Here is a 26,881-nt window from a genome sequence, read left to right as displayed (position 1 = left end):
AGCCGAACCTGTCGTTGCCCGCTTGCCGACACCTTGTCGCGACGCCGGACGCGCCGGACGCCCTTCGGCGATTGAACCGATTATTCGATCGCGCAAGCGTCGATGGCCATGGACAGTCCGTTGCGATCAATCGACAACTGTTCGGTCGGTTTGTCTGCACACTTCGGCGAAGGCGCCTGGCGGTCCGGCCGATTCCGGCGCCTGCCGCGCCATGTTGCAACTAACGGTCAGCCCGACAGGCGTCCACGAACTACGCCGCGCCGGCTAGGAACGTCCACGCCACGCGACGAACACCACGCCGGCAATCGCCAGCAGGCCGCCCAGCACCGTCTCGATACCGGGCCGTTCGCCCGTCAGCGCGATCGACAGCGCAGTGGCGACGGCCGGCGTCAGGTAAAGGAAGCTGGCCGCACGCGCCGCGCCGAAATAGCCGAGTGCGAAGGTCCAGGTCGCGTAACCCAATGCCGCGGGAAACACGCCGAGCATCACGACTGCCCACACCGTGTCGCGCGACGCGTCGCCGCCGAGCGCCGTCAGCGCACCGGGCAGCCACGGCGTGAGCAGCAGCGCGCCGGCCAGCAGCGTATAGGCGGTGCAGGTCAGCGCGCCATACACGGGAATCAGCCGGCGCTGCAGCACGAAGTAGCTGGCCGAACACAGTGCGGCACCGAGTATCAACGTGCTCCCCGCGCCGAGGACCAGGCCGCCGGGCTGTCCGCGCGCGATCACCGCGATGCCGGCGAGGCTGACCAGCGAACCGAGCCATCCCCAGCGATTGAACCGCTCGCCGAGAAACACTGCGGCAAGCAGCGCCGTGAAAATCGGCAAGGTGTTGACGATGAAACTCGCGGCGCCGGCCGATACGGTTTGCTCGCCGGTATTAAGCAGCGCGTTGTAGAGCGCGATGCCGAGCAGGCCGCACAGCAGGAAGCGCAGCGCGTCGCGCTTCGTCGGCCGACGGGGGCGTCGCCACAGCAGCCACGCGACGATGAGCACGGCCGCGGTGGCGAAGCGCGACGCTGCGAGTTGCAGCGGCGTGAGCCCGTGCAACCCGATGCGGATGAATGGAAAGGCACTGGCCCACGACGCAATCGTGAAAGCGACGGCGCCTGCCGCGACGAGGGATTGGCGCGCGTCGCGCGACGAGGAGGAGAGCGTGTTCATGCGGTCATGGTGCCGCGCGGCCAGATGCTAAGCTAGCGCACATATCGACCACCGGATATGAATATGGCTCACAGCTCGACCCGGCGGCGCGACGCGGCGTCGCCGCGTACGCGTCCAGTCGCGACGGCGTCGCCCGTTGCGTTGCCGGCAGCGCGGCCGCCGCTCGCGAGTCTCGAGACCGTGTGCACGGTCGCGCGGCAGGGTTCGTTTCTCGCAGCGGCCGAGGTGTCGGGCGTGACGCACGGTGCGATCAGCAGGCGGGTGGCCGCCGTCGAAAACTGGCTGGGCATGACGCTGTTCGAACGCCATGCGCGGGGCGTGCGCCTGACACCGGACGGCCAGCGCTTCGTCGGCCGCATCGAACAGGCGTTTGCCGTGATCGACGGCGCGGCCGAGCAGTGGCGTACGCCGCGCAGTCCGCGGCTGGTCAGGATGAGCGTGGTGCCGGCGTTTGCGCAGCTGTGGTTCTTCGCTCGCCAGCAGGCGCTCGAAAGCGAAGCGCCGGCATTGCGCGTCGAACTCCATATCGATCTTCGCAACGTGGATATCGCCGGCGGCGAAGCGGACCTGTCGGTTCGATACGGGCGCGGCAACTGGCGGCAGCTCGAGGTCAGGGCGTTCATGCCCGAGACGCTGTACCCGGTCGCGCACCCGCGGCTCGCCGCACAACTGGCTACGCCGCGCACGCGGCGCGATGCCGCCGCGCTGCTCGACATGCCGCTGCTGCACGACTCCGATGTGACGGGCTGGCGTGCGTGGTTCGAGGCGCTGGGCATTCCGTTCAAGCCGCGCGTGCAGGATCGCCGTTTCGAGGATTACAACCTGGTGCTGGCCGCGGCCGAAGCGGGACTCGGCGTCGCGCTCGCGCGTACGCCGCTCGCCGCTGCGTATCTCGAACGCAGCGAACTCGTGCGCGTGAGTCGCCATGAAGTCGAGTCGCCGCAGAAGTATTACTTCGTGCACGCGAAAGGGGAGAGCCGGCCGGAGGTGCTGGCGCTGATGGAGCGGATGTTGCTGGCGCTCGAATAGCGCAGCGGCGGTTCTATCGCACCGGGTCGTCCAGTTGCCCGCGCAGGTCGTCGAACGGGATCATCACATGCGTGCGGTAGGCGGGCCGCGCCTTCAGGCGCGCATACCACGCTTCCACGTTCGGCAACGGCGGCCGCGCGATGTCGAGTTCGAAATACCGATAGAGATGCGTGCCCGCCGCGATATCGGCGAGCGTGATCGCGTCGCCCGCCAGAAACGGCTGGTCGGTCAGCACGTCGTCGAGCAGCCGGAAATATCGCGCGCATTGTGCAATGCTCTGCTCGACGCGCGCGTTGTCGCGCTGTTCGGGCGGCGTCCGGAAGTACGCCCGGAACACGCCCGTGAGGAAGGCGGGCTGCAGTGTCGTTTGCGACCAGTCCAGCCATCGGTCGGCATGCGACTGCAGGCCCGGGTCGTCGCTCCAGAAGCGGGGGCGCCCGTAGCGGGCCGCGAGATAGCGCAGGATGCTGTGCGATTCCCAGACGACCGTGCCGTCGTCGTCGATCACCGGCACGCGTCCGTGCGGATTCATCGCGAGAAAAGCCGGTGCGTCGAGGCCGCCGAACGGGCCGCCGGCCGGCACGTGCCGATGCGCGAGCCCGATCTCGCCGACGAGCCACATCACCTTCTGCACGTTGAACGCATTGCGGCGACCCCATACCGTCAGCATGCGCATCTCCCGGAGCGTCGAACGCCGCCAGTGTAAACCGCGCGGACGCACACCGCAGCGCGCCTGTTTACGCCTTCCTGATCAGTTCGAGCTGCATCAACGCCGTCACGCCATCGTCGAGCCCGAGTTCCTCGACGATCAGGCCGTCCTTCAGGCGCAGGACCGTCGTGCCGGTGAAGTGCATCCGGCGACCGGTCGCGGCAGGCAGCGATCCGACCAGGAAGTCGCTGAAGGCCGGGCCCGTATGCGTGCCGCCGCCTTCCCACTGACCGACCACGTAGTCGCCTTCGGCGATCAGGTCGGTGACGCCCCAGAAGTTGAGGTCCGGGAAGGCCGCGCGGAAGTCGGTCATGAATGCCTTGATGTCCTCGCGGCCGCGACGCGGCTCATGCAGCGAGTACTTCAGCAGCATGTCCGGTGCAGCGATCTCGTCGACGATGCTGAGGTCGCATTTCTCGCCCCAGAACTTCGTGAACCAGCGGCCGACGACTGCCTTGTTATCGTCTTCCTTCGACATGTTCGACTCCTTGATGATCGTGGTTGATGGAGAGACGGAGTGGCTCCGCCCGGAACCAACGATAGCGACCGGACAGGCGCACTTCTATTCGTTTCTTGGCGTGTCATTCAACGAACTGCCATCGGCATCGCGATGCATCGAAGGGCCGGCATTCGGCGGCAAGAAGCGGATCGAAAAGCCTGTCTGCGACGGGTATGGTCCTGCATCAGCAGGCCGGTCGCGTGACCGCGGAAGCTCGCGTACGCGTGTGTTCGACGACATGGGTCGAGTCGCCTGGAGACTCGTCTCGAACCGGATGAGGATGCAATGACCGCTCGGATGAATGACAGACAAGGCGCGACGAAAATCGACGCTCGATTCGCAGGCGATCGCGCAGACGTGGTGCTGCGCGTGCTGTACGAACAGGCGCGGATATCGACGCCGCAGAACGAAGTTCGACTGGATCGGCTGGTCGCGCGCTCGCTGGATCTCGACGATCACGAAGCACGGATGCTCGAGGAACTGGCCGGCGCAGCGTGTGCGCCGGCGACGAGATCACCGGCGCACTTTCTGGCCGCCTTGGAACAGGCGATCGCCGAGCTGAGATTGTCGAGGCTGTTCAGTTCCAGCGGGCAGGGCGAATTCCATCGCGGCATTTGCCCGGCCGCCTATGACGAGCGATCGGGCGAGCATCATCCGGCGGAAATGGCCGCGTGGCGCGCCGTCTTTCGCGCGATGGCGCCGGAACAGCAGATGATGGCGGCGACGATCGTGTGGCTGTATCGATCCGGAGCGGATTCCACCTGGTTGCGGCGCGTGCCGTGCACGTGGCGCGCGCACGAGGCCTTGCGCTACATGCACGACGCCGGCTGCCTGACGATCTGGGTACGCCTGATCGCAACCTTTCCGGGATGGTGACGCGACTCGCTGTGCGCGAGTTCGATCGCAAGAAATGGAGTTCCGATCCGCGCTGTCGAATGTAGATTGGCTGCATGACTGCTCACGTCCGGACAAACGCAATGAAAACTCGACCGATCATCTCCGCGTTCGCATACGATTTCCGCACGCTGGCGGGTCTATGCGAGGGTCCGATCCGGTATGCGCGGACTCGAACCGGGCGCGATACCGTTCCGGTCGATAGCGCGTTTTTTTTCGATGAAGGCGAGCATGATCGCTTGAATCGACCCAGCGCGTTTTTCCCGAACGTTGGCGTGCGTTACGACGGGTTTGCGCCTCCGCAGGCGCTGATACAGCGCAACAGGCCGGCCGGAGCGTGCGCCCGATGAGTTCCGCGATGGAGAACACTCTCGCGACGACGATGGCCGGCTTCGACTGGCCCGAGATCGAACGATCGCTCGACACGCACGGAAATGCCGTGCTGCCCGGCTTGCTGACCGAAGCGCAGTGCGATGCGATTGCCGCGCTGTATGCGACGCAATCCTGCTTTCGGACCACCATCGTGATGGCGCGTCACGGTTTCGGCCGCGGCGAGTACAAGTACTTCGCGTACCCGCTGCCGCGTCTGCTCGACGCGTTGCGACACGCGTTGTATGCGCGACTGGCGCCCGTCGCCAATCGCTGGAACGACGCGATGGGTGTCGGTGTGCGCTTTCCGTCGAAACTGGATACGTATCTGCGCCAGTGTCACGAAGCCGGGCAGACGCGACCGACTCCGCTTCTTCTCGAATATGGTCGGGGCGACTACAACTGTCTTCATCAAGACCTGTATGGCGAACATGTCTTTCCGTTGCAGGTGGCGATTCTGCTGTCGAAGCCCGGCGTCGAGTTCGAAGGCGGCGAGTTTGTGATGACGGAGAGGTCCACCCGCGGGCAGCGCGCGGACGTGGTGGCGCTGAACAAGGGCGATGCGGTGATCTTCACGGTCAATCAGCGGCCGTCGACGGGCGCGCGAGGTAGGACGCGGCGCGTCATGATGCGCCACGGCGTGAGCGTCGTCCGGCGCGGAAGGCGTTACACGGTCGGGTTGATTTTTCACGATTCTCGCTGAATGAATACGCGCTCGATGTTCCTGTTTGAATGCATTGCATCGGTCGGGCGTGACGCAACGGGCGTTCCGTCGCGCGCCGAATGCGCCGCATGCCGCGCAAACGCGGAGGGGACATGCCAATGAGCAAACGGGACGCACGAAGCGATTTCGGGGCGATCTCGTGTGTCGACGCGGAGGCCTTGCGGTCCGAAATCGAGGCGCAGTGTCAGTCGCTCGTCGATGCGGGAATCGCGTTCTGGCGGATCAACGAAAACGGCGACGCGGAGTTGCAGATGGTCAGTGGCGAAGCCTATCTGCTCGGCGAGGCCGGCGTGACGCGCTGCAGATGATCGAGCCGAATGCCTGGTCACGCTGCGCGGTGTCGGAAGGGGGGCGGTCGAGATGCTCCTGAGCTATATGATGGCCCGTCTGAAGATCGCGCCTGCGAAAGATTCCGGCGTGCGCGAAGGCTGCCGGTGCTTGAAAGGGCACGACACGACCCCGACAACCCGGCTCGCCAGAGTTTGATCGCAAGAATCGGGGTGCTTGCGATCGATCTCGCGACTATTCTCGAATCGTGATCAAATTTCCTGCGCGATTGCCATGGAATCGACTGTTTCAACCACGAACGCCTACACGACGGACGACGAACGTTGGGAAGCGGTGCGCACGCGAGACCGCCGTGCCGACGCATGTTTCGTGTATGCGGTGAAGACGACCGGCGTCTATTGTCGGCCGAGCTCGTCGACTCGCCAGCCCAGACGCAGCAACGTCGTGTTCTTCGCGACCGCCGCGGAGGCCGAAAAGGCTGGCTATCGGCCGAGCCGGCGGGCGAGCGGCGACCGCTCCAGCGCGGAGGCTGCACGCATCGACGTCGTCGCGAAGCTGTGCAGGCTGATCGACGAAGCCGAGACGCCGCCGAAGCTCGACGAATTGGCTGCGCATGTGGGCATGAGCCCGTTCCATATCCATCGCCTGTTCAAGGCGGAAACGGGATTGACGCCGAAGGCCTATGCGTCGGCGTCCAGGGCGCGCAAGCTGCGTTCGAAACTGAACGGCCCCGGCGCGTCGGTGACCGATGCGATCTACGATGCGGGTTTCAATTCGAACAGCCGCTTCTACGAACATTCCGATCAACTCCTCGGCATGCGCGCACGCGACTATCGGGCGGGCGGTGCCGGAACGGCGATCCGGTTCGCGGTTGGCCAATGCACGCTGGGCGCGATACTCGTCGCGCAAAGCGAGCGCGGGATCTGCGCGATCCTGCTGGGCGACGATCCCGACCTGCTCGTCCGGAACCTGCAGGACCAGTTTCCGCAAGCGCAGTTCGTCGGAGGAGACGCCGACTTCGAGACGCTGATCGCACAGGTGGTCGGATTCGTGGAGGCGCCGTCCATCGGCCTGAACCTGCCGCTGGACGTTCGCGGCACGGCCTTTCAGGAGCGCGTGTGGCAGGCGCTGCGCGACATTCCGCCGGGAACCACCGTCAGCTACGCGGAGATCGCGCAGCGGATCGGCGCGCCGAAGGCGACGCGCGCCGTCGCGCAGGCTTGCGGCTCGAACCCTATCGCGGTTGCAATACCTTGCCATCGCGTCGTACGGCGGGACGGCGACATCTCCGGATACCGCTGGGGTGTCGATCGCAAGCGCGAACTGCTGCGCCGCGAAGCGAAGTCCTGAGCGCTGCGCACTCGAACCCGACCGTGACTTTCAACATGAACGAAATCTCCATCCGTTGCGACGCGCCCGACTGGACCGACATTGGCGCTCAGCTCGATTCCGACGGTTACGCACTGCTGCCCGGTGCGTTCGCGCCCGACGAGGCCCGTGAACTTGTACGCCGGATCGCGGCGGACGGTATCGCTCGTCGCGTGTCGCTCGATTCGCTCGAACTCGGGCGCGGTGAAATCAGGCGCTTCGGGGCGCAACTGCCGGAGCCGCTGGCGTCGTGGCGCGCCGCGCTGTATCGGGATCTCGCGCCCATCGCCAATCGCTGGAACGAGACGCTGGGCGTCCCGTATCGATATCCGCCGGAGCTGGGCGCGTTCCTGAAACGCAACGCCGAAGCCGGGCAAAAACAGCCGCTGTGTCATCTGAGCCGTCTCGGTGTCGGCGACTATCTGGCGCTGCATCAGCGCAGCGACGGCGAGCATGTCTTTCCGATGCAGGTCGTCGTGCTGCTGAGCGAACCCGGCGAGGACTTCACGGGCGGGGAGTTCGTTCTGACCGAGCAACGGCCGCGGATGCAGTCGCGCCCGATGGTGTTGCCGCTCGCGCTGGGCGATGCCGCGATCATCGGCACTGCGCAGCGTCCGTTCAAGGGAAGCAAGGGCTACTACCGCGTCAATCTGAAGCATGCGATCAGTCGCGTTCGCGACGGCGAGCGGCTTGGCATCGAACTGTCGTTTCATCACGCGCCGTGACGACGCGGAACGCAAAGGCCATGTCGCAATCCACGCATTTCAGCCTCGTCGGCCGGGACGGCAAACTGTACGACAGCGTCGTGCCGGGCACGCTCGGCGGACATCGGCGCAATCGCATCTATGGTCGGCTCGACTGCCGGTCCGCGCTGCAGGCGATCGCGCGCGGCGGCTATGTCGAATACCGCGTGTTCTTTCGGGATGAAGAGACCGCCGTCGCGGCCGGCTATCGTCCTTGCGCGGTCTGCCTGCCGGAACAATACGCTGCCTGGAAGGCGGCTTCGACCGCGCGTTCGAACCGGTCGCACACGAGGAAGCCGGGATGACAAGTACGCAAGCAACGCTGATGTTCGACGCCGAGCGCGTCGATGCGGATGAAGGATCGGCGGATGCGTCGATCGACGCGAAGCTCGGCGCGATCGACTGGCGCGCATTCGAGTGCGACCTCACGCGTGACGGGTATGCGGTGCTTCCAGAAATGCTCGCGCAATCCCTTTGCCGCGAGGTCGCGGATTACTTCCCGCAGGAACGGCGTTTTCGCAGCCGCATCGTGATGGAGCGCTACGCATTCGGTCGCGGCGAATACAAGTATTTCGCGCGGCCGCTGCCCGATATCGTCGGGCAGTTGCGCGAATCGCTTTATGCGCGTCTGGCGCCGATTGCGAACCGCTGGCACGGCCTGATGCGCATCGACACCCGGTTTCCCGACACGCTCGAAGCGTTCCATGCGGTGTGCCGTCACGCAGGGCAGACCCGGCCGACACCGCTGCTGCTGCGATACCAGGAAAACGACTACTGCTGTCTACACCAGGATCTGTACGGCGAGTTCGTGTTCCCGTTGCAGGCGATCTTCCTGCTTGACGAACCCGCGCGGGATTTCGACGGCGGCGAACTGCTGTTGACCGAAAGCGATCCGAAGAAGCCGGGACGGGCCGAGGTCGTGCCGCTCCGGCAAGGCGACGCAGTCGTGCTGGCGGTGAACCATCGGCCGGTGAAGTCGTCGCGCGGATTCTATCGCGCGTCGCTGCGACATGGCGTGAGCCGGGTGCGCCGCGGCGAACGGCGCACGCTCGGCGTCATTTTTCACGACGCGAAGTAGGTCACTGGTTCTCCCGGGCGGGGCATGTCCACGAATTCGAGAATTCGAACGCAAGAGACGGAGTTCGGCCGCACCGTCTCGCACGTACAGTAAGCGCATGGTTTCTGATTTTCGACCGGGAGCACATCATGCAGCTTTTTCAAAGTCGCTTCGAAACCCCGATGGGTGACATGCTGGTCGTCACCGACAGGCACGACGCAATTCACGCACTCGAATTCGCCAGCCACCTGTCGCGCCTGCGTCGCGGCATCGCCGAGCGCCACGGGGTGTCGGAGCCTGCAAGCCGCGCGGTGCCGGAGCCGATCGCGAGCGCGTTCAGCCGGTACTTTGCAGGCGAGCTGACAGCGCTCGACGAATTGTCGATCGTCACTGCCGGCACCGATCTGCAACTGCGCGTGTGGCAAGCATTGAGGCTCGTTGCGCCGGGCACGACCACGACGTACGGCAAGCTGGCGAAGGCGCTGGGCTTCGACGATCCGCGTGCGGCGATCGATGTGGGCGCGGCCAATGCGGCCAATTCCATCGCAATCGTGGTGCCGTGCCATCGCGTGATTGCAAGCAACGGCGACCTGAAAGGGTACGCGTGGGGCGTGCACCGGAAGCGCTGGCTGCTCGGGCACGAGAAGGTTCCGGCGTTCTGTGGGCCTGTTCCTGAGGCGTTGACGCTTCCGGGGTTCTAGAACTGCCCGCACGCATCGTCGATCCATCGAGAGCGGCGACGCGATTCATCGAAAATCGTGGACCTGCCGCCTTGAGACTCCATCGTTCAAAAAAATCGAAAACGGGTAAACACTGACTCGCGATCCCCGCCCCAAACGTGTCCTGCGATCTATAATTTATCAAACGATAAGTATCGTGGAAGGCGGATGCGCGACACCCCGTCTCCAGGCGGGTCGTTGGACAGCCGCGTCGCGCCTGGCGGTAGTCGCCTGAGCAATATTATTCGGACTACAGAGGGTGGATGTCTGCGTACGGCTATTCCAGCTGTCGCCGAATCGGTTTGTCGAATGTTCCAGTCGGACGAGAGAGAAGATATGTCGATCGAGAGAGCAGTACGGATAGTCGCGGCCGCGTTGCCGCTTGGATGGGCGTGGGGCGCGTGCGCTCAGAGCAGTGTGACCTTGTACGGCATTGTCAATCCCGATGTGGTATTCGTCAGCAATGCACAGACCGGGCGCGTGGCGGGAGCGCTTCACGGCGACCGGCAGATATCGCTTCAGGACGCCACGACCTCGGCCTATGTCGGCAGCCGATTCGGCATTCGCGGGCGGGAAGACCTCGGCGCGGGAACGTTCGCGGTATTCGCGCTGGAGAACGGATTCAGCGTCGCGAACGGCTCGCTCGGGCAGGGCGGTGCGCTGTTTGGCCGGCAGGCATTCGTCGGTGTGTCGAACGAGCGGTTCGGCAGCGTGATGCTCGGCCGTCAATATTCGCCGGTGATCGATTTTCTTGCGCCGCTCACGACGGTATCGCAGTGGGGCGGATTCATTACCGCGCATCCGGACGACATCGACGATCTGGGCCTGACGGTCAGGCAGAACAATGCGGTGAAGTTCTCGACGCCGGTCTGGCATGGATGGTCGGCCGGTGCGATGTACGCGTTGGGCGGTGTCCCGGGCCACGTGGGCCGGAATCAGGTCATGTCGGCCGGGGTCGGCTACGCGGGCAGTTCGTTGCGGATCGGCGTCGGCTATCTCAGCGCGTCCGCGCCCAACGTGTCGATGTGGGGCGGACAGCCGAACGGCGGCGGCAGCGCGGCGAACAATATCGGCTCGTTCGGGTCGGCGACGGTGCCCGAGCGCAATCCGGTGATGGCCGGCTACGCATCGGCGAGCCGCGAGCAGACGGTCGGCGCGGGCGCGAGCTATGCGCTCGGCAATGCGACGATCGGCGCGGTCTATACGAACACGCGCTTCGTCGGACTGGGCTCGGACGCGGGGCCCAATCCGCGCGGCTATGCGGGCAGCGCGAGCTTCAATACGGTCGAACTCAATGGCAGCTACCGGATCGGCGCGGCCGTGTCGCTCGGCGCGTCGTATTCGTACACGCTCGCGCGCGGGCCCGACGCGATCGGCGCGCATTACCACCAGGTCAACGCCGGCGTGCACTATGCGCTGTCGAAACGCACGGACGTCTACATGATCGCGGTCTATCAGCGCGCGGCCGGCACCGATTCGCTCGGACAGCCCGCAGTCGCGTCGATCAACGGGATGACGCCGTCGGCTTCGCGCCAGCAGTTCGTGGATGCCGTCGGCATCGCGCATCGCTTCTGACGCGCGCTTTGCCGGCCGCTCAAGCGCGCCCCATGACGCGGGTGCCGAGCGAGATGCCGAGTTCGGACAGCGACGCATTGGTCGCGAGCTGAACCGCTTCCCAGCGCGACAGCGCGGCGTCGAATGCGGTGCCGCGCACGACGCCGCGCAATGCCTCGGCAAGACCGACCGCGTTCTCCGCCGCCTTCGCGACACCGGCGGCCGTGTGCGGTCGGACCAAGCAGGCCGCGTCGCCGATCAGCACCGCGCGGCCGAACGCCATGCGATCGACCGCGAGATCCAGGATCGATTGCGCGAACGGCGCGTGCGTCGCCTCGACGAGCGCGGCGAGCGTCGGCGCGAGCAGGCGACGGCCGGCGTCGACGAGTTCGAGCCGGTTATCGTCGCGCATCGCGCCTGGCGGCAGCGAGCCGTCGCGCTGTGTGCCGTCCTGCGCGAGGAACAGCGGCGGCAGCCGGTCCGGTGCGAGCCGCCGGTACCAGACCCAGTTCACGCGGCGTTTGCCCGGCTCGGTCGCACCGTCGCGGCCGGGCACGAGGTAAGTCAGGAACAGATGCGCGTCGCCTTGTTGAAACGTGAAGCGGTCGCGCAACACCCGCAGCACCGTGTCGGGCAGCAGGTGCTCGTCGACGAGGCCGCGCCACGCGACATAGCCCGCGTAGGCAGGCCGCGCATCGGGCAGCAACTGCGCGCGGACGTTCGAGCGGCCGCCGTCGGCGCCAACCAGCAGGTCGGCCCGCTCGGCGCGGCCGTCCGCGAAATGCGCGATCACGTCGTCGCCTTCCCGCGTGAACCGCTCGAACGATACGCCGGCGTGCACGACGTCGGCGGGCAGCGCGCGCTTCAGCGCCGTATAGATCACGTTCCATGCGGTCTGCGTTTGCGGCATGTACAGGCGCTGCACGATCCGGTCGTCCTCGTCGAGATAGATCCGGTCGACGGAATCGACGCCTGCATCGCGTGGCAAAGGCACGCCGCCGAACGCGAACGCGCGTTCGATCGGCGCCTGCAGCACGATGCCGCCGCCGCGACTGTCGAGATCGTTCGGCGATTGCTCGAACACCTTGACGCGCCATCCGGCCGCCCGCAATGCGGTCGCCGCGAACAGCCCGCCCACCGATCCGCCGATGACGACCGCCAGCGGGCTCGAAACGCTGCTCATGATGGCTGCCTCCCGGTGATCGTTTGCGGGCGCGGTGGTTCGGCGCGCTCGGAGAGAGCCTCCGGGAAACGCGTCGCGACGCGGGCGCGGCGGTCGTAGCCGGCGCCCGGCACGCTGCCGGCACCGAGGCAGGAGTGCGGTCGGACGCCGTCCGCAGTGGCAGTGTGAGAGGCGATCGAAGGCTCGACGATGGTCATGTGACGGTGCATGTTGGGTTGGACCCGCGTGCCGCCGGCGGCGCGTGCGGAGGCCTTTCGAGCATAGGCGACTCGATCGGCTCGCCGGATAAATTGTTCTGAATTCGTCTTGTGCCCCGTCGGCATTCGCTGCCCCGCGGCGACCGCCGCCGTGTCACGCGCGCCGGCGCCGCCGGGCGGTCCCCCCCGACGCGAGTTGCTTCAGCGCGGCGGGCGTGCCATTCAGGAACGCGTCGATCAACCGTTCGATTTCAGTGTCGAGATCGTCGGGCACCGGCAGGCCGTATACCCATTTGCGAACGCCGAAATAGAAGATGCTCGCGTGCAGGCTCCAGACCAGTTCGATTTCGGCATTGCGCTGCGCCTCGGTCGTCGGCGTGGCGATCTCGTACTCGTGGCGCAGCTCGCGCAGCACCGGCAGGAAGACGCGTTCGCGCAGCCGCGACAGGTAGCGCGTGTTGAACCCCTCGCGGCTGAGCCCCGCGAAGATGAAGGTGCGGATCCATTCGCGTCGCAGGATGGTTTGCGCGTACGCGCGGTAGAACGCGACGAGCCGCTCCTGCAACGGGACCGCGCGATCGGCGATCAGTTTTTCCCAGTCGGGGTTCCACGTGTAGATCTCGTCGTAGACGCGATCGATCAGTGCCTCCTTGCTCGGGAAGTACCGGTACAGCAGCGGCTGGGTGACGCCGATCTGCCGCGCGAGTTCGCGCGTGCTGCCGGAAAAGCCGTGCGTGGCGAAGTGCTCGATCGCTTTCTCGACGATCTGCCGCTCGCGCGCCTCCGGCGCGAGCCGGCGGCCCGGCGTGACGGCGTTGCCGTCGGCGTCCGTCCCGCGTTCGCGGGCGGGCGCGCTGCGTTTGGTTTCGGTCATTCATCGGCTCCTGGTGGTGAGCGTGCCTAAACTATCGATCGAAAAATAACACGATCGGCGTGTCGGCTCCGGTTTGCGGCGCAGGAAGCCTCCCCGCATCGAACCGGATCGGCCGTCCGTGCCGCGACCGGCCGGCGCATTCAGAAAAATTCAGGCCGCGGCCATGACATTAAGGCTTTCCTTAACTAGTCTAGCTGCCGAGCCGCCGCATGGGCCGGATGCCAGCCGGCAAGCCGGGCCGGCCGGCGCAACCGGAGCGGAACATGCGTTATCTGATCTCGCCGCGCCCAGGCCGGGCCGGCGCCGTCGACACTTTCCAGGAAGCCGCGCCATGCCGCCACAACCCGTAACCGCGGCAGCCGCCGCGCCCGACCGCGTGCGCGGCGAGGACGTGTTTCTCGCGTCGATCGCCGGCTATGTCGACACGCTCGGCTTCGTCGCGCTGTTCGGCCTGTTCACCGCGCACGTCACCGGCAACTTCATCCTGATCGGCTCGGGGCTGGCCGGCGTCGGGCAAGGGCTCGCGATCAAGTGGCTCGCGTTTCCGGCCTTCATCGCCGGCATCGTCGGCGCGCGCGTGCTCGACCATCGGATGCGCACGCTGGGGCACGGCGTGCGGGCGCGTTCGCTGTATGCGCTGCAGGCCGTGCTGCTGGCCGGATTCATGCTGGCCGGCGTGATGGCCTCGCCGATCGCCGACGCCGATGCGCCGAGGACGATTCTGTGCGGCCTGCTCGGCGCCGCGGCAATGGGCGTGCAGAACGCGCACGGCCGGCTGACGGCCCGCTCGGTGGTCGCCAACACGGTGATGACGGGCAATGTCACGCAGGCGGTGATCGATGCGTTCGACTGGCTCGTGCCGCTCGCCGCGCCGGCCGAACGGGAGGCCGCGCGGGTGCGGCTGCGGCGCACGCTGCCGCCGGTCGCGGGCTTTGCGCTCGGGGCCGGTGCGGGCGCGGCGGCCTATCTGTTCGCGGCCTTCTGGGCACTGGCGCTGCCGCTCGCGACCCTGTGCTTCCTCGCCTATCAATCCGGCCGGTCCGACGAACGGCCCACGCCACGCTGAATGCGCGCGCGGCGTACGGCTGCGCTTGCCACTTTCAAGGAGAACTCGATGATTGCACCGAAACTGCAGCAAGGATTGCGGATGACGGCTGCGGCGACGGCCATGCTCGGCGCGTTGCTGGCGACCGCGCCGGCCCACGCCGATGCGACGCGCCTGACCCAGTCCGCGTCCGCGCGCGTGCCGGCCGTCGCGGTCGGCCCGCAATACGACACGACGCACGTGTGCGTCGCACCGGAGGATTTCGACCGCTTCACCGACAGCTTCGTCGCGACTTTCGGCGGCAAGAAGTCGCAGCAGGGCGTGTTCCAGGTCACGCCGACGCCGAGCCAGACGATGTCGCAGCTCGTGTTCACGCCGGCCGGCACGATTTCCGTGTTCGGCTTCAAGACGCCGATCCCGTATCCGTTCTGCGCCGAGCGCACGGGCTACCTGGTCAGCGACATGGACGTCGCGATGAAGTCGGCGCGTGCGCACGGCGCGGATGTGATCGTCGACACGTTCCCCGACCCGATCGGCCGCGATGCGATCGTCCGCTGGCCGGGCGGCGTCAACATGCAGCTTTACTGGCACACCCAGGCGCCGCACTACGACCCGCTGCAGACGGTGCCGGAGAACCGCGTGTACGTGTCGCCGGAGAGCGCGAACAAGCTGGTGCACGACTTCGTCGCGTTCTCGCGCGGCAAGGTTGTGTCCGACGTGCGCAAGGCGCCGGGCGTCGAGATCGGCCGGCCCAACGACACGTACCGCCGCATCCGCATCGAGTCGGGTTTCGGCAAGATGACCGTGCTGGCGACGGACGGCCATCTGCCCTATCCGTTCGGCCGCGAGCTGACGGGCTACGAAGTGCCGGATCTCGCCGCGACGCTGAAGCAGGCGCAGGCCGCAGGCGTGACCGTGCTGGTGCCGAGCTTCACGTCGGACGGGCGCGATGCCGCGCTCGTGCAGTTCCCGGGCGGCTACGTCGCCGAAATCCACGCGCAGTCGAAGTAATGGCGCGCGGATCGATCGGGCGCGCCTGGCGCAGCGTGTTGCCGGCCGCGGTCCTGGCCGGCGGCGTCGCGACCTGCGCAGGCACGGCGGCCGCGGCCGAGGTAGCCGCGACGCCGGGCGGCACGACCTGCACCGCCAAGCGTCCCACGGTGCTGTTCAACCGCTGGCAGGAAGACTGGTCGGTCCTCGCGAACCCGTGCGTGCCGCGCGAGCCGCTTGACGGGCTGAAGTACATTCCGCTGGGCGCCGATCCGTCGACCTACCTGTCGCTCGGCGCGAACCTGCGCGAGCGCTTCGAACTGAACAACGCACCGCTGTTCGGGCTCGGCGCCGCGCATGACGACAACTACGTGATCCAGCGCGCGACGGTGCATGCGGATCTGCGTTACGCCGGGCATTTCCAGGCCTTCGTGCAGTTCGTCGATGCGCGGCCGTTCGGCAAGGATACGGTCGGGGCCGTCGACAAGGATCAGCTCGATATCGAGCAGGCGTTCGTCGCCTATGTCGACCAGTTGGGCGGCGGCGTGTTCAAGACGCGCATCGGCCGACAGGAGATGGCGTTCGACTTGCAGCGGTTCGTGTCGGTGCGGGACGGCCCGAACGTGCGCCAGGCGTTCGACGCGCTGTGGGCCGATTACGAGATCGGCAAGTGGCGGCTGATCGGCTATGTGACGCGCCCCGTGCAGTATCGCGACGACGCGGTATTCGACGACGTGTCGAACCGGCACCTGCGATTCGACGGCGTGCGCATCGAGCGCAACGGTACGGGCCCCGGCGACCTGTCGGGCTACTGGTCGCGCTATACGCGCGACAACGCGCGCTATCTCTCCGGCGCCGGCACCGAGCGGCGCGACGTCTTCGACCTGCGCTACGCGGGCAAATCCGGCCGGCTCGACTGGGACGTCGAGGCAATGCTGCAGACCGGTCATATCGGCCAGGACACGATCGGCGCATGGGCGTTCGGCGCGCTCGGCGGCTATACCTTCGCGAAGACGCCCGGCACGCCGCGCATCGGCATCCAGGTCGACGGTGCCTCGGGCGACAGGCATCCGGGCGACGGGCGCATGGGCACCTTCAATCCGCTGTTTCCGAACGGCTATTACTTCACGCTCGCCGGCTACACAGGCTACAGCAACCTGATTCACGTGAAGCCTTCGCTGACGTTCAAGCCGTCCTCCAGCGTGACGGTGCTGACGGCGCTCGGTTTTCAGTGGCGCGAGACGACGGCCGACGCAATCTACGGGCAGGGGATGTCGGCGGTGCCCGGCACGGCCGGCAAGGGCGGTGCGTGGACGGGCATGTATGCGCAGGCGCGCGTGGACTGGCTCGTCAATCAGAACGTGGCGCTGGCCGTCGAGGCCGTGCACTTCCAGATCGCCGACTCGATTCGCGCGCTTGGGGCGCGCAACGCCGACTATGTCGGCATGGAAGCGAAGTTCGGCTGGTAGCGCGTCGCGCCGCGCGGCTCAGTGTTGCGCGCGCGCCAGCGTCTCGACGAAATCGATGAACGCCGCGACGCGCTTCGAGCCGCGCTGGTTCGGCAGGTACAGCGCGGTGACGACCGAGCGGGCCGTATCCGGCGTGACGTCGTACTGTTCGAACAGCCTGCGCAGGCGGCCCGACTGGACGTCGGCATCGACGAGCCAGTCGGGCAGCAGCGCAATGCCGGCGCTATCGAGCACGGCCTCGCGCAGCACTTCGCTGTGGTTCGATTTCAGGCGTCCGGTGACCAGTACCCTGGTCGTGCCGTGCGCATCGGCAAAGGCCCACGCCTGCTGATCGCCGCCGAAGTGAAAGCGCAGGCATTCGTGATCGACCAGTTCGCCCGGCGTCGCGGGCGTGCCGCGCGCGTCGAGGTAGTCGTGGCTGGCGACGACATAGCGATGGAACGCGCCGAGCGGCCGCGCGACGACTTCCGCGGACGGCGCCGCTTCGCCGAGCCGGATCGCGACGTCGATCCGGCCGGTCACGAGATCGACGCGCTCGTCGGTGAGCTGCAGGTCGAGGTCGAGCTTCGGATAGCGCGCGAGGAAGGCCGCGACGTGCGGTGCGATGCGGCGCACGCCGTAGGCCACCGGCACCGACACACGCAGCGGCCCGGACGGCTCGTCGCCGCGATCGGCGACCAGCGCGTCGGCTTCCGCGAGTTCCTCCAGCAGTTGCTTCGCGCGTGCGTAGTACACGGCGCCCGCGTCGGACAGCGTGACCTGCCGCGTCGTGCGGTTCAGCAGCACGGTGCCGAGCGACGCCTCGAGCGCATCGACCGCGCGCACCACCGACGACGCCGCGAGTTCGAGACGCCGCCCCGCGCTCGAGAAGCCGCCGGCTTCCGCTACTTCCACGAATGCGCGCAGCGCGGAGAATTTGTCCATGTGATCGCCTTTGTGCGTGCCGCAACGATGCGTTGCGTGCCGTTCGCATTCTATCGCCGGCGCACCGGCGCTATCTTCGAGACTGCAATGTAGCCATGTACAGGAGGCAGCCATGAAGCCTATCGAAGTAACGGTGATCCACGATCTCATCTGCCCGTGGTGCTGGATTGCCGGGCACCGGCTCGCGCAGGCGATCGATGAAGTCGGCCTGACCGGCAGCGTGAACGTCCGGTTCGTGCCGTTCGAACTGAATCCGTCGATGCCGGCCGGCGGGATGGACCGCAAGGCATACCGGAGCGCGAAGTTCGGCAGCTGGGCGCGCTCGCAGGGACTCGACGCGCATGTGGCCGAAGCCGGACGGGCGGCGGGCCTCGTGTTCGATCATGCGCGGATCGCGCGTACGCCGAATACGCGGCTGGCACACCGGCTCGTCTGGTTCGCGCAGCAACGCGGCAGCGCGGTCGCGCTCGTCGATGCGCTGTTCGCCGCATATTTTCGCGATGGCCGAGATATCGGCGACGCGGACGTGCTGGTCGAGATCGCGACCGGCGCCGGTCTGCCGGGCGACGCGGTGCGTGCGTTCCTCGCGTCCGACGCAGGGCTCGACGCGGTGGTCGAGCTCGAAGCGGGCACGGTGAGCGAAGGCGTCGCGTCGGTGCCGTCGACGCGCATCGGGCAGGCGGTCGTCAGCGGCGCGCAGCCGGCTGCGGTCTTTCGCGATGCATTGATCGCCGCGCAGCGCGTGCATGACGCGGCGGCCTGAGTCCGGACCGGCGAGCGGTGGGCGATGCCGGCACGCCGAAGCGCGTCGCCGAGCGGCGTTATGCGATCGGTGTCGCGCGTCGCGTCCGCGTGGCGCGGGCAATCGCGCGGCTCAGCGGGACAGTTCGCGCCGCCATGCGCCGGGCGGGTGGCCAACGATGCGGGCGAACACGCGGTTCAGATGGCTCTGGTCCGCGAAACCGCACGCCGCCGCGATTTCCGCGAGCGTCATCGAGGTCGTCTCGATCAGTTGTCGGGCACGGATCACGCGCTGTTCGAGCAGCCATTGATGGGGCGTGCGTCCCGTCGTTCGCGAGAACGCACGGATGAAATAGCCGCGCGACAGCTCGCATTCGCTCGCGACTTCCTCGATCGACACGCCGAGATCGGCTTTTTCCATCAGCAGTTCCTTGGCGAGCGCGATCTTGGCCGGCGACAGTCTGCCCTTGCGCTGCAGGTCGCGCACGCTGGCGTTGCCGTACTGGCGCGCGAGATGCGTGCCGATCGCGAGCCCCATCTGCTCGATGAACAGCGTGTTCAGCGCGCCGCGCCCGTCGAGGCTGTCGGCGACGGCGTGCGCGAGATGGCCGAGCACCGGGTCCTGCACGTCGGGCGCGCAGGTCAGGCCGCCGATTTCCGTGCCGTCGTGTTCGCGGCCGAGGTCGTCGAGGTAGCGGTGCGACAGCTCGACCAGCACGAAGTCGAACTTGCCGTACAGGTCGGCGCGGAAATTCCGGGAGAAGTCGCGAATGTAGATCGTGTTGTGCTGAAACCGCCGCTCGGATTTGCCGCTCCCGCCATAGATCGTGCGATGGTGTCCGCCGTTGAGCGACACGCCGATCAGGAAGCCGCGATCGCTGGCCGCCATTTCGATGCGCTCGAATTGTTCGTCGCGCATGCATTTGCGATGGAGCGTCAGGCCGCCGACCGACCTTTCAATATCCTTGGACAGCAGGCTCGACAGACATCCGAGCGTGTCCTTCGGTGGCGCCGGCGGCGCGGCGAGGGGAGCGGGCATGACGGAACGATCCTTCGTTGGAGGGGCGGCGCGCGAGCGTTTTTACGAGCAGTTTATACGGCGCGCCTGACAGTCCCAAGACGACTTGAACAAATGTCCACATCCGACGCAATACCAGTGCGGCATCGACCCGTGCCGCGCGACGCGCGGCCCGCACGCGAAGGTGCGCCCGCCAATGATGTTGCCCCGTTTATGTGGGCGCGGCGCGCGCGGGGCGGCATGCGGTGGCGGCGGCCGTCAGCGCATTTTCCTTCAAGATTTTTGTTTATGCGGCGGTTACACTCCGCTTGCTTTCTGAGTCTTTGCATCCAGCTTGCAACGCTGGCCGGATGCGGACTTCCGCCTGAGTGAACGGCCATGTTCACACGGCGGTCATCGTGGGGAACCTGGAGGTGGCCATGATCCAGATCGGGACGTTGTCGGTGGATTTCGAGCAGCGGGACATTCGCCGCCATGGCGCGTCGCTGCGTATTGGCGCACGCGCGCTTGACATACTGGAAGTACTGCATCGCGCCAACGGTTCCGTCGTGTCGAAGGACGACATCATGGATGCCGTCTGGCCGGGCCTGATCGTCGAGGAGAACCGGCTGCAGGTCCATGTCGCGACCTTGCGCAAGGCGCTCGGCGCGAACCGCGACCTGATCAAGACGGTGCCGGGCCGCGGCTATCTGCTGATCGCGAATCCTGTCGTCGCGCAGGAGGCGGTGCCGCGCGCGATGCCGGTGCCGCGCGAGGTCGTCACGACTGCCCGTCCGCAGCCGCTCGTCGGACGTCAGGCCGAGATCGAACAGATCGTCGACATGATCGAGCGTGCGCCGGTCGTCACGCTGGTTGGTGCGGGCGGCATCGGCAAGACGAGCCTCGCCGACCGGGTCGCGCACGAGGTGCGCGGCCGCTCCGGCGAACGCGTCGTGTTCGTCGCGCTGGCGAGTGCCGCGACGCGCGACGAGGTGCTGCTTGCGATTGCCGCAGCGCTGGAACTCGAGACGGACCACGTGCCGGGTGTCGACAGGATCGCCGATGCGTTCGCCGCGTCGCCCGGGCTGATCGTGCTCGACAACGCGGAGCACGTCGTCGACCTGGTGGCCGACCTGGTCGATACGCTGACCTCGCGCGCCGCGTCGCTGCGCGTGCTCGTGACGAGTCGCGAGCCGCTGCATATCTCGGCCGAAGCCGTGTTCCGCGTGAGTCCGCTGGCGGTGCCGGACGGCGATGCGTCGGTCGACGAGATGATGCGCCATTCGGCCGTCGAGCTGTTCCTGGCGCGGATCCGTGCCGCCACGCCCGAGTGCGCGATCGACCCGGCCGGCATCCGGCTGATCGGCGATATCTGCCGGCGTCTCGACGGGCTGCCGCTGGCCATCGAACTGGCTGCCGCGCGCGTCGCGACGCTCGGACTCGAGGTCGTCGCGTCGCGTCTCGACGACCGGCTGAACCTGCTGACGGGCGGGCTTCGATCGGCCTTGCCGCGCCATCAGACCTTGCGGGCGACGTTCGACTGGAGCTACGTGCTGCTGGACGCACCAGCGCGCGCGCTGTTTCGCCGCATGGCGTGCTTCATCGGTCCGTTTACGTTCGACGCCGCGCGCGAGGTGGCGATGGATCCCGCGATGTCCGCCGCCGACATGATCGCGGTGCTCGGCGAACTGGTGGCGAAGTCGCTGGTGAGCGTCGAGTTCAACGGCACGCAGGTGCGCTACCGGTTGACGGAATCGACGCGTGCGTATGCGCTCGAAAAGCTGCACAACGAGGGCGAATTCGAATCGGTTGCCGCGCGTCATGTGCGCTACGAGCGCGAGCAGGGCGAAGCGCGGATGCAGGCGGCTGCCGACCGGGCGAGCCTGCGGGGTGCTGCGGGCGCCCCGGCGTCTTGCGAGACCGTGACCGTCGAGCCGCCGGCAGCGGATGGGGAAGCGGTAACGGCAGCGGACGCGCTGGCGCGTGCGTTGCTGGAGCCAGCGCGGATGCGTGAATGTTCGATGCCGGCGCGGCGAACGCTCGAGGCGGCTGAAGCCGGCGAGGCCGGGGCTATCGACGCGGCGCGCGAGATGCGCTTGCGCGCTGCCTATGCGACCGCGCTGCTGCATACCGATGGCGATACGCAGACCGCGGCCACGATGTGGGACCGGACGCTCGCGCTGGCGGGCCGCACCGGCGACGCGGCGTTCGATGCGCGCGCGCTGGTCGGGCTGTGGAATACGATGCTGACGCGTTCCGACATCCACGAATCGCTGCGCTACGCGATGCGCTTCGAGCGCGCCGCCGAGCGGCGCGGCGACCGACCGCAGCGGCTGCTGGCGAACGCGATGGTCGCGACTTCCCTGCATTATTTCGGCGAGCATGCGCAGGCGCGCGAGCGGCTGGAGGCGGCGACGGCCGAGCTGGCCGAGGTCGGCGAACCGGCCTGTGCGCAGGCGGCGCTCGGCGTCGACGTCGCGACGCTCGGCCGGACCATGCTGACGCGGCTCGTGTGGATGCAGGGCGATCCGGAATACGCGATGCGGCTGGCCGCGCAGGCGGTCGAACACGCGCGCCGCGCGGGTTCGGGCGCGGCGCTGTGCGTCGTGCTCGGCGCGGCGGCGGTGCCGATCGCGCTGCGCTACGGCGACCACGACGTGATTGCCGACTATCTCGGCACGCTGCGGATGGCCGCGGAAACAAACGGCTTCGACATCTGGCTCAGCCACGCGGAATGCCTGGCCGGACAGTTCGACATGCAGGCCGGGCATCCGGGCGCCGGTCTCGCACGGCTCGAACCCGCGCTGCGGCACATCGAAGCCAGCGGATTCCGGCGCCTGCTCGCGCCGCTGGTCGTCGCGTACGCGGAAGGGCTGACGCGCACCGGCCGCGCGGCCGAGGCCTGCGCGAAGCTCGACGCGACGCTCGTGCGCTGCCGCGCGCACGGCGAGCATCTGTTCGTGCCGGAGCTGTTGCGCGCCAGAGGGCTGGCGATGCTCGAACAGGCCCGCGCCGTCGATACGGATCTCGCCATCGCCTGCGAAGCCGAGGGACGTCGTCATCTGCTGACGGGGATCCATACCGCGAACGGGCAGGGCGCAGCGATATGGGCGCTGCGCGGCACGCTCGATCTCGCCGATCACCTGATCGAGCGCGGGCGCATCGCGCAGGCCGCGTCGCTGGTGGCCAGCCTGCCGGCGCACTTCGATCCGCAATCGCGCGCGTTCGACCTGCGCCGTCTCGCGCGCGTGCAGAACTTCGTGCGTCCGGAGCCGACACCGTCGAGCGGCCGGACGCGCACGCGGCACGAGGCGGCGGACGCGATGCAGACGGTGGCGTAGCGGCGCCCGGCCCGCGCAGGAGGCGGCCGCGCGACTGCACCGCGGCCCGCCGGCCCAATCGTTCAATGTTCAAGGGGAAGTGGATGGTCCGTCAATCGTCAAACCGGGGGTACGCGACGCGCGGCCCGGCCTGCGGCGCAAGCGGGAGGCCCGACGGTGCTTAAGGCGAAGGAATCCGCCGCAGCGGCGGACCTCATCGTATGCAACGGCAAGATCGCGACGCAGGACGACCGGCAGTCGTTCGTGACCGCACTCGCGGTGAAGGACGGCCGGATCCTCGCGACCGGCAGCGGGCACGAGGTGATGCGCCATGCGCGCGCCGACACGCTTCGCATCGACCTGAACGGCCGCACCGTCATTCCGGGGCTGAACGATTCGCACCTGCACGTGATTCGCGGCGGCCTGAATTTCAACCTGGAGTTGCGCTGGGACGGCGTGCCGACGCTGGCCGACGCGCTCGCGATGCTGCGTCGCCAGGTGTTACGGACGCCGGCGCCGCAGTGGGTGCGCGTGGTCGGCGGCTGGACCGAATTCCAGTTCGCCGAAAAGCGCGGGCCGACGGTGGCCGAACTCAACGCGATCGCGCCCGACACGCCGGTCTTCATCATGCACCTCGGCGACAGTGCGCTGCTGAACGCGGCCGCACTGCGCGCGATCGGCTATGGTCGCGACACATCCGATCCGCCCGGCGGCGAGATCCAGCGCGATCGCCTCGGCCGGCCGACCGGCATGCTGATCGCGCGCCCGGACATGGGCGTGCTTCACACCGCGCTCGAGAAGGGCCCGAAGCTCGGCATCGACGACCAGATGAATTCGATGCGGCATTTCATGCGCGAACTGAACCGCCTCGGCGTGACGAGCGCGATCGATGCCGGCGGCGATTTCCAGGCCTATCCGGACGACTATGCCGCGATCATGACGCTCGCGCAGCGCGGCGAGATGACGGTGCGCATCGCCTATAGCCTGTTCGTGCAGCATGCCGGACGGGAGCTCGACGACTACGCGCGCTGGGTGACGCTGGCGAAGCCCGGCGACGGCGACGCGTTCCTGCGGATGAACGGCGCCGGCGAGCTGCTGGTGTACTCGGCCGCCGATTTCGGCAATTTTCTCGAACCGCGCCCCGACCTGCCCGCCGCGCTCGAGGCCGAACTCGCCGCGGTGGTCCGCCTGCTGGTGCGGCACCGCTGGCCGTTCCGGCTGCACGCGACGTACGACGAATCGATCGGCCGCTTCCTGAACGTGCTCGAAGCGGTGAACCGTGACGTTCCGTTCGACGGGCTGCGCTGGTTCTTCGACCACTGCGAGACGATTTCGGATGCGAACATCGCGCGCATCGCCGCGCTCGGCGGCGGCGTGACGGTCCAGCACCGGATGGCGTTCCAGGGCGAGTATTTCATCGCGCGCTACGGCGCGCAGGCCGCGATGCGCGCGCCGCCGATCCGCACGATGCTGGCGGCCGGGCTGCCGGTCGGCGCGGGCACCGACGCGACCCGAATCGCGAGCTACAACCCGTTCCTGTCGCTGTACTGGATGGTGTCGGGGCGTACGGTCGGCGGCACGGCGCTCTATCCCGAGTGCAACCGGCTCAGTCGCATGGAAGCGCTGCGCCGCTACACGGTCGGCAGCGCGTGGTTCTCGAACGAGGACGATCGGAAGGGGGCGCTGGTGCCCGGTCAGTACGCGGATTTCGCGGTGCTGACCGACGATTACTTCACGATCGACGAAACGCAGATCAAGTCGCTGTCGTCGGTGCTGACCGTCGTGGGCGGCAAGGTCGTGCATGCGGACGCGGAATTTGCGCCGCTCGCGCCGCCGCCGCTGGCGATCAGCCCCGCGTGGTCGCCGGTGGCCGAGTTCGGTGGCACCGGCCGGCGACAGCCGGCGGTGTCCGTGCCGGTGTGCGCCGCGCCCGATCGCGGCCCGCACGACAGCACCGCGCGCGCGCGCACTCGTTTCACACAGTGCCTCCATGCAGCGGCGATGGACGCGCTGGAGCGCTGCGCAGGATTCCGTCAACCGAGCGCCGCCTGCTAGGGCGGCGTCAGGCGGCGCGTGACCGCTTGCGTCGACGGGCGCCGCGAACGATCGACAATTTGCCGCCCCGGCAGGGGGCAGAAGGAGACGAAATGAGTACAGCGCAAACGTGCGCACCTGCCGACGACGAAGTCGCGGGCGTGCGCATACCGCGGTCGCAGATGGCGGTCGAAGCCGCCGAGGCGGCGCGTGCGTCGCTGCCGCGCGCGATTGCCGATCACGCCTGCCGGCTATTCGTGCTCGCGTCGCTCGCGGCCCGGCGCGCGAAGGAGCCCTGCGACGCCGATGCGCTGTATGTCGCCGCGATGTACGCCAACATGGGGCTGAGTACGGCGTACGGCCGTTCGACCGCGCGCTACGAGCTCGACAGTGCCGATGCCGCCCATGCGTTCCTGCTGCGCCATCAGACCTCGCAGTGCATGCGCGACGACGTGTGGCGCGCGATCGCGCTCCATACGACGCCGGGCGTGGCCGCGCGCGTGTCGCCGCTCGCTCGCGCACTGGCGTCGGCGGTATCGACCGACCTGATGGGCGTCGACTTCGACGCGTATTCGCCCGAGGAGCGGCGCGCGCTGCTCGCGGCCTACCCACGTGGCGACGGGTTCGGCGAGGCCTTCCTCGACGCGGTTGCGCGCGGCGTCGCGCACCGGCCGGCATCGACGTTCGGCACCTGGAGCGCCGACGTGCTCGAGCGCGCCGATCCGGATTTTCATCGGCCGAATTTCTGCGGACGCGTGCTGGGCGCACGCTGGAAGGACGCCTGACATGAAGCCGGCCGGATCGCGCAGATCCGGCCGGCTTTGTCGGCAAGTCCGCTTGCCGACCGTATGGCCGATCAGGCGTCCGCGTCCGCGCCATCGTGGCGCGCATAGTCGACGTAACCGGCGCGGTCGCCGCCATACCAGCCGACCGCCTTCGGCGCCGCAAGCGGCGCATTTGCCGCGATGCGTTCAACGAGATCGGGGTTGGCGATGTACGCGCGTGCGAACGCGACGAGATCGGCGTCGCCTGCGTCGATCAGCGCCTGCGCGGCATCCGGCGCGATGCCGCCGTTGACGACCAGCGTGCCGCCGAAGTGCTTGCGCGTGTTCTCGACGATGCGCGGCAGGTCGGGCTCGCCGCTCCAGCCGTTGGTGTCCGCCGCGTGCACGTACGCGACGCCGGCTTCGTCGAGCAGGCGGCCGACATACGCGTACGTCGCATCGGGATCCGCGTCGCGCACGTTGTTGTACTTCGCGTACGGCGAAATGCGCACGCCCACGCGGCTCAGCGGCATCACGCCGCCGACCGCGTCGACGATCTCCGCAAGGAAGCGCGCGCGGTTCGCGAGCGAGCCGCCGTAGCGGTCGTCGCGGCGATTCAGCGTCGACGACAGGAACTGGTGCGGCAGGTAGCCGTTGGCGGCATGGATTTCGACGCCGTCGAAGCCGGCCGCCTTCGCGCGGACGGCTGCCTGGCGGAATTCGTCGACCGTTGCGGCGACTTCTTCGGTCGTCATCGCCCGCGACGGGGTCGCGTGAATCTTCGTGTAATAGCCGTTCTGCAACTGCGCCCATACCTGCAGTTGCTCGAGATCGTCGTTGACGCCGGACGGCGACAGCGGCGCTTCTCCGCCGAGCAGCGTCAGCGAGCTGACGCGGCCGCCGTGCCACAGCTGCGCGAAGATGCGGCCGCCGTTCGCATGGACCGCGTCCGTGATCCGCTTCCAGCCGGCCGCCTGCTCGTCGGTGACGAGCCCCGGCGTCAGTTCGAATGCTGCGGAGGCCGGGCTGACGTTGGTTGCCTCTGTCACGATCAGGCCGGCGGATGCGCGCTGCGCATAGTATTCGGCCATCAGTTCGGTCGGCTGGCCGCGCGACGGCGCGCGCGAACGCGTCATCGGCCCCATCACGATGCGGTTGGGAAGCGACAGGCCGCGCAGATCGTAGTGGCTGAGCAGGGAAGACATGATGGATTCCTTTTGCGTGAT

General features: G+C 67.6%; 26 protein-coding genes and 1 pseudogene. 19 read left to right on the top strand and 8 right to left on the bottom strand.

The window, feature by feature from the left end:
* Positions 1 to 264: 264 nt before the first annotated feature.
* Positions 265 to 1,164, bottom strand: a complete 900-nt coding sequence (locus WS57_RS18375; RefSeq protein ID WP_069244678.1) for a DMT family transporter — start codon at positions 1,162 to 1,164, stop codon at positions 265 to 267.
* Positions 1,165 to 1,221: 57 nt separating this feature from the next.
* Here WS57_RS18375 and WS57_RS18370 point away from each other — a divergent pair, with 57 nt between their 5' ends.
* Positions 1,222 to 2,193, top strand: a complete 972-nt coding sequence (locus WS57_RS18370; protein WP_009693555.1) for a LysR substrate-binding domain-containing protein — start codon at positions 1,222 to 1,224, stop codon at positions 2,191 to 2,193.
* A gap of 13 nt (positions 2,194 to 2,206) precedes the next feature.
* On the opposite strand, the gene WS57_RS18365 is transcribed toward WS57_RS18370, so the two are convergent.
* A complete protein-coding gene (locus WS57_RS18365) occupies positions 2,207 to 2,863 on the bottom strand; it encodes a glutathione S-transferase family protein (RefSeq protein WP_059513879.1) in 657 nt (218 codons plus the stop codon).
* Between the two features lie 67 nt (positions 2,864 to 2,930).
* Positions 2,931 to 3,380 carry an ester cyclase gene (locus WS57_RS18360; protein ID WP_060336677.1) on the bottom strand — a complete coding sequence of 150 codons (450 nt, stop codon included), beginning with the start codon at positions 3,378 to 3,380 and terminating at the stop codon, positions 2,931 to 2,933.
* A 318-nt stretch (positions 3,381 to 3,698) separates the two neighbouring features.
* On the opposite strand from WS57_RS18360, the gene WS57_RS18355 reads away from it, so the two are divergent.
* The 11 genes and pseudogenes from WS57_RS18355 to WS57_RS18315 all read left to right on the top strand — a co-directional run bounded on the left by WS57_RS18355 (position 3,699) and on the right by WS57_RS18315 (position 11,138).
* Positions 3,699 to 4,277, top strand: a complete 579-nt coding sequence (locus tag WS57_RS18355) for a hypothetical protein (protein ID WP_155774326.1) — start codon at positions 3,699 to 3,701, stop codon at positions 4,275 to 4,277.
* A 101-nt stretch (positions 4,278 to 4,378) separates the two neighbouring features.
* Positions 4,379 to 4,645, top strand: coding sequence for a hypothetical protein (locus WS57_RS37155; RefSeq protein ID WP_155774325.1), 267 nt, complete (start codon positions 4,379 to 4,381; stop codon positions 4,643 to 4,645).
* A gap of 8 nt (positions 4,646 to 4,653) precedes the next feature.
* Positions 4,654 to 5,367 (top strand): 2OG-Fe(II) oxygenase, encoded by a 714-nt coding sequence (locus WS57_RS18350; protein WP_155640984.1) that lies wholly within the window; start codon positions 4,654 to 4,656, stop codon positions 5,365 to 5,367.
* 119 nt (positions 5,368 to 5,486) lie between these two features.
* Positions 5,487 to 5,696, top strand: a complete 210-nt coding sequence (locus tag WS57_RS18345) for a hypothetical protein (RefSeq protein WP_060336674.1) — start codon at positions 5,487 to 5,489, stop codon at positions 5,694 to 5,696.
* A 7-nt stretch (positions 5,697 to 5,703) separates the two neighbouring features.
* Positions 5,704 to 5,859: pseudogene (locus tag WS57_RS38060) on the top strand (DNA-3-methyladenine glycosylase 2 family protein); the annotation flags it as partial.
* A 90-nt stretch (positions 5,860 to 5,949) separates the two neighbouring features.
* Entirely contained in the window at positions 5,950 to 7,026 is a 1,077-nt protein-coding gene (ada, locus tag WS57_RS18340) for a bifunctional DNA-binding transcriptional regulator/O6-methylguanine-DNA methyltransferase Ada (protein WP_069244676.1), read from the top strand.
* A gap of 35 nt (positions 7,027 to 7,061) precedes the next feature.
* On the top strand, positions 7,062 to 7,769 hold the full coding sequence (locus tag WS57_RS18335; protein WP_059513570.1) for a 2OG-Fe(II) oxygenase: 708 nt from the start codon (positions 7,062 to 7,064) through the stop codon (positions 7,767 to 7,769).
* Between the two features lie 20 nt (positions 7,770 to 7,789).
* Positions 7,790 to 8,092, top strand: coding sequence for an Ada metal-binding domain-containing protein (locus WS57_RS18330; RefSeq protein WP_069245449.1), 303 nt, complete (start codon positions 7,790 to 7,792; stop codon positions 8,090 to 8,092).
* Entirely contained in the window at positions 8,089 to 8,865 is a 777-nt protein-coding gene (locus WS57_RS18325; protein WP_409070474.1) for a 2OG-Fe(II) oxygenase, read from the top strand. Before WS57_RS18330 ends, WS57_RS18325 begins: the two co-directional genes overlap by 4 nt.
* A 128-nt stretch (positions 8,866 to 8,993) precedes the next feature.
* A complete protein-coding gene (locus WS57_RS18320; RefSeq protein ID WP_059605232.1) occupies positions 8,994 to 9,545 on the top strand; it encodes a methylated-DNA--[protein]-cysteine S-methyltransferase in 552 nt (183 codons plus the stop codon).
* A gap of 435 nt (positions 9,546 to 9,980) precedes the next feature.
* On the top strand, positions 9,981 to 11,138 hold the full coding sequence (locus WS57_RS18315) for a porin (RefSeq protein WP_335645808.1): 1,158 nt from the start codon (positions 9,981 to 9,983) through the stop codon (positions 11,136 to 11,138).
* A gap of 19 nt (positions 11,139 to 11,157) precedes the next feature.
* Here WS57_RS18315 and WS57_RS18310 read toward each other — a convergent pair whose 3' ends face one another.
* Together WS57_RS18310 and WS57_RS18305 are read right to left on the bottom strand one after the other, a co-directional pair.
* Complete coding sequence (locus WS57_RS18310; RefSeq protein WP_069244675.1) at positions 11,158 to 12,300, bottom strand: FAD binding domain-containing protein; 1,143 nt, start codon at positions 12,298 to 12,300, stop codon at positions 11,158 to 11,160.
* A gap of 351 nt (positions 12,301 to 12,651) precedes the next feature.
* Positions 12,652 to 13,371: a TetR/AcrR family transcriptional regulator gene (locus WS57_RS18305; RefSeq protein WP_069244674.1), complete on the bottom strand. Its 720-nt coding sequence runs from the start codon at positions 13,369 to 13,371 to the stop codon at positions 12,652 to 12,654.
* Positions 13,372 to 13,702: 331 nt separating this feature from the next.
* Between WS57_RS18305 and WS57_RS18300 the strand changes: the two genes are divergently transcribed.
* Genes WS57_RS18300 through WS57_RS18290 form a run of 3 tightly spaced genes read left to right on the top strand, consistent with a single transcriptional unit; the run spans position 13,703 to position 16,875 of the window.
* Positions 13,703 to 14,437 carry a YoaK family protein gene (locus tag WS57_RS18300; protein ID WP_059605244.1) on the top strand — a complete coding sequence of 245 codons (735 nt, stop codon included), beginning with the start codon at positions 13,703 to 13,705 and terminating at the stop codon, positions 14,435 to 14,437.
* A 48-nt stretch (positions 14,438 to 14,485) separates the two neighbouring features.
* On the top strand, positions 14,486 to 15,427 hold the full coding sequence (locus tag WS57_RS18295; protein ID WP_059605455.1) for a hypothetical protein: 942 nt from the start codon (positions 14,486 to 14,488) through the stop codon (positions 15,425 to 15,427).
* Positions 15,427 to 16,875 (top strand): alginate export family protein, encoded by a 1,449-nt coding sequence (locus WS57_RS18290; protein WP_059513592.1) that lies wholly within the window; start codon positions 15,427 to 15,429, stop codon positions 16,873 to 16,875. The genes WS57_RS18295 and WS57_RS18290 overlap by 1 nt, the downstream gene beginning before the upstream one ends.
* 18 nt (positions 16,876 to 16,893) lie before the next feature.
* Here WS57_RS18290 and WS57_RS18285 read toward each other — a convergent pair whose 3' ends face one another.
* On the bottom strand, positions 16,894 to 17,799 hold the full coding sequence (locus tag WS57_RS18285; RefSeq protein WP_059513595.1) for a LysR family transcriptional regulator: 906 nt from the start codon (positions 17,797 to 17,799) through the stop codon (positions 16,894 to 16,896).
* A gap of 112 nt (positions 17,800 to 17,911) precedes the next feature.
* Here WS57_RS18285 and WS57_RS18280 point away from each other — a divergent pair, with 112 nt between their 5' ends.
* Positions 17,912 to 18,562, top strand: coding sequence for a DsbA family oxidoreductase (locus tag WS57_RS18280; RefSeq protein WP_069244673.1), 651 nt, complete (start codon positions 17,912 to 17,914; stop codon positions 18,560 to 18,562).
* Between the two features lie 111 nt (positions 18,563 to 18,673).
* Here WS57_RS18280 and WS57_RS18275 read toward each other — a convergent pair whose 3' ends face one another.
* Positions 18,674 to 19,579, bottom strand: coding sequence for a helix-turn-helix domain-containing protein (locus WS57_RS18275; RefSeq protein ID WP_009688502.1), 906 nt, complete (start codon positions 19,577 to 19,579; stop codon positions 18,674 to 18,676).
* A gap of 398 nt (positions 19,580 to 19,977) precedes the next feature.
* Here WS57_RS18275 and WS57_RS18270 point away from each other — a divergent pair, with 398 nt between their 5' ends.
* The 3 genes from WS57_RS18270 to WS57_RS18260 all read left to right on the top strand — a co-directional run bounded on the left by WS57_RS18270 (position 19,978) and on the right by WS57_RS18260 (position 25,676).
* A complete protein-coding gene (locus WS57_RS18270; protein ID WP_069244672.1) occupies positions 19,978 to 22,878 on the top strand; it encodes an ATP-binding protein in 2,901 nt (966 codons plus the stop codon).
* Between the two features lie 156 nt (positions 22,879 to 23,034).
* Complete coding sequence (locus WS57_RS18265) at positions 23,035 to 24,912, top strand: amidohydrolase (protein ID WP_069244671.1); 1,878 nt, start codon at positions 23,035 to 23,037, stop codon at positions 24,910 to 24,912.
* Positions 24,913 to 25,004: 92 nt separating this feature from the next.
* On the top strand, positions 25,005 to 25,676 hold the full coding sequence (locus tag WS57_RS18260) for a hypothetical protein (protein WP_059605251.1): 672 nt from the start codon (positions 25,005 to 25,007) through the stop codon (positions 25,674 to 25,676).
* Positions 25,677 to 25,747: 71 nt separating this feature from the next.
* Here the strand turns inward: WS57_RS18260 and WS57_RS18255 are convergent, their stop codons facing one another.
* Entirely contained in the window at positions 25,748 to 26,860 is a 1,113-nt protein-coding gene (locus tag WS57_RS18255) for an alkene reductase (RefSeq protein ID WP_059605459.1), read from the bottom strand.
* Positions 26,861 to 26,881 lie beyond the last annotated feature (21 nt).

Source organism: Burkholderia pseudomultivorans (assembly GCF_001718415.1).
GTDB classification, from domain to species: Bacteria; Pseudomonadota; Gammaproteobacteria; order Burkholderiales; family Burkholderiaceae; genus Burkholderia; species Burkholderia pseudomultivorans_A.
The sequence above is the reverse complement of the archived record's forward strand: the minus strand, read 5'-3'. Positions and strand labels throughout refer to the sequence as shown.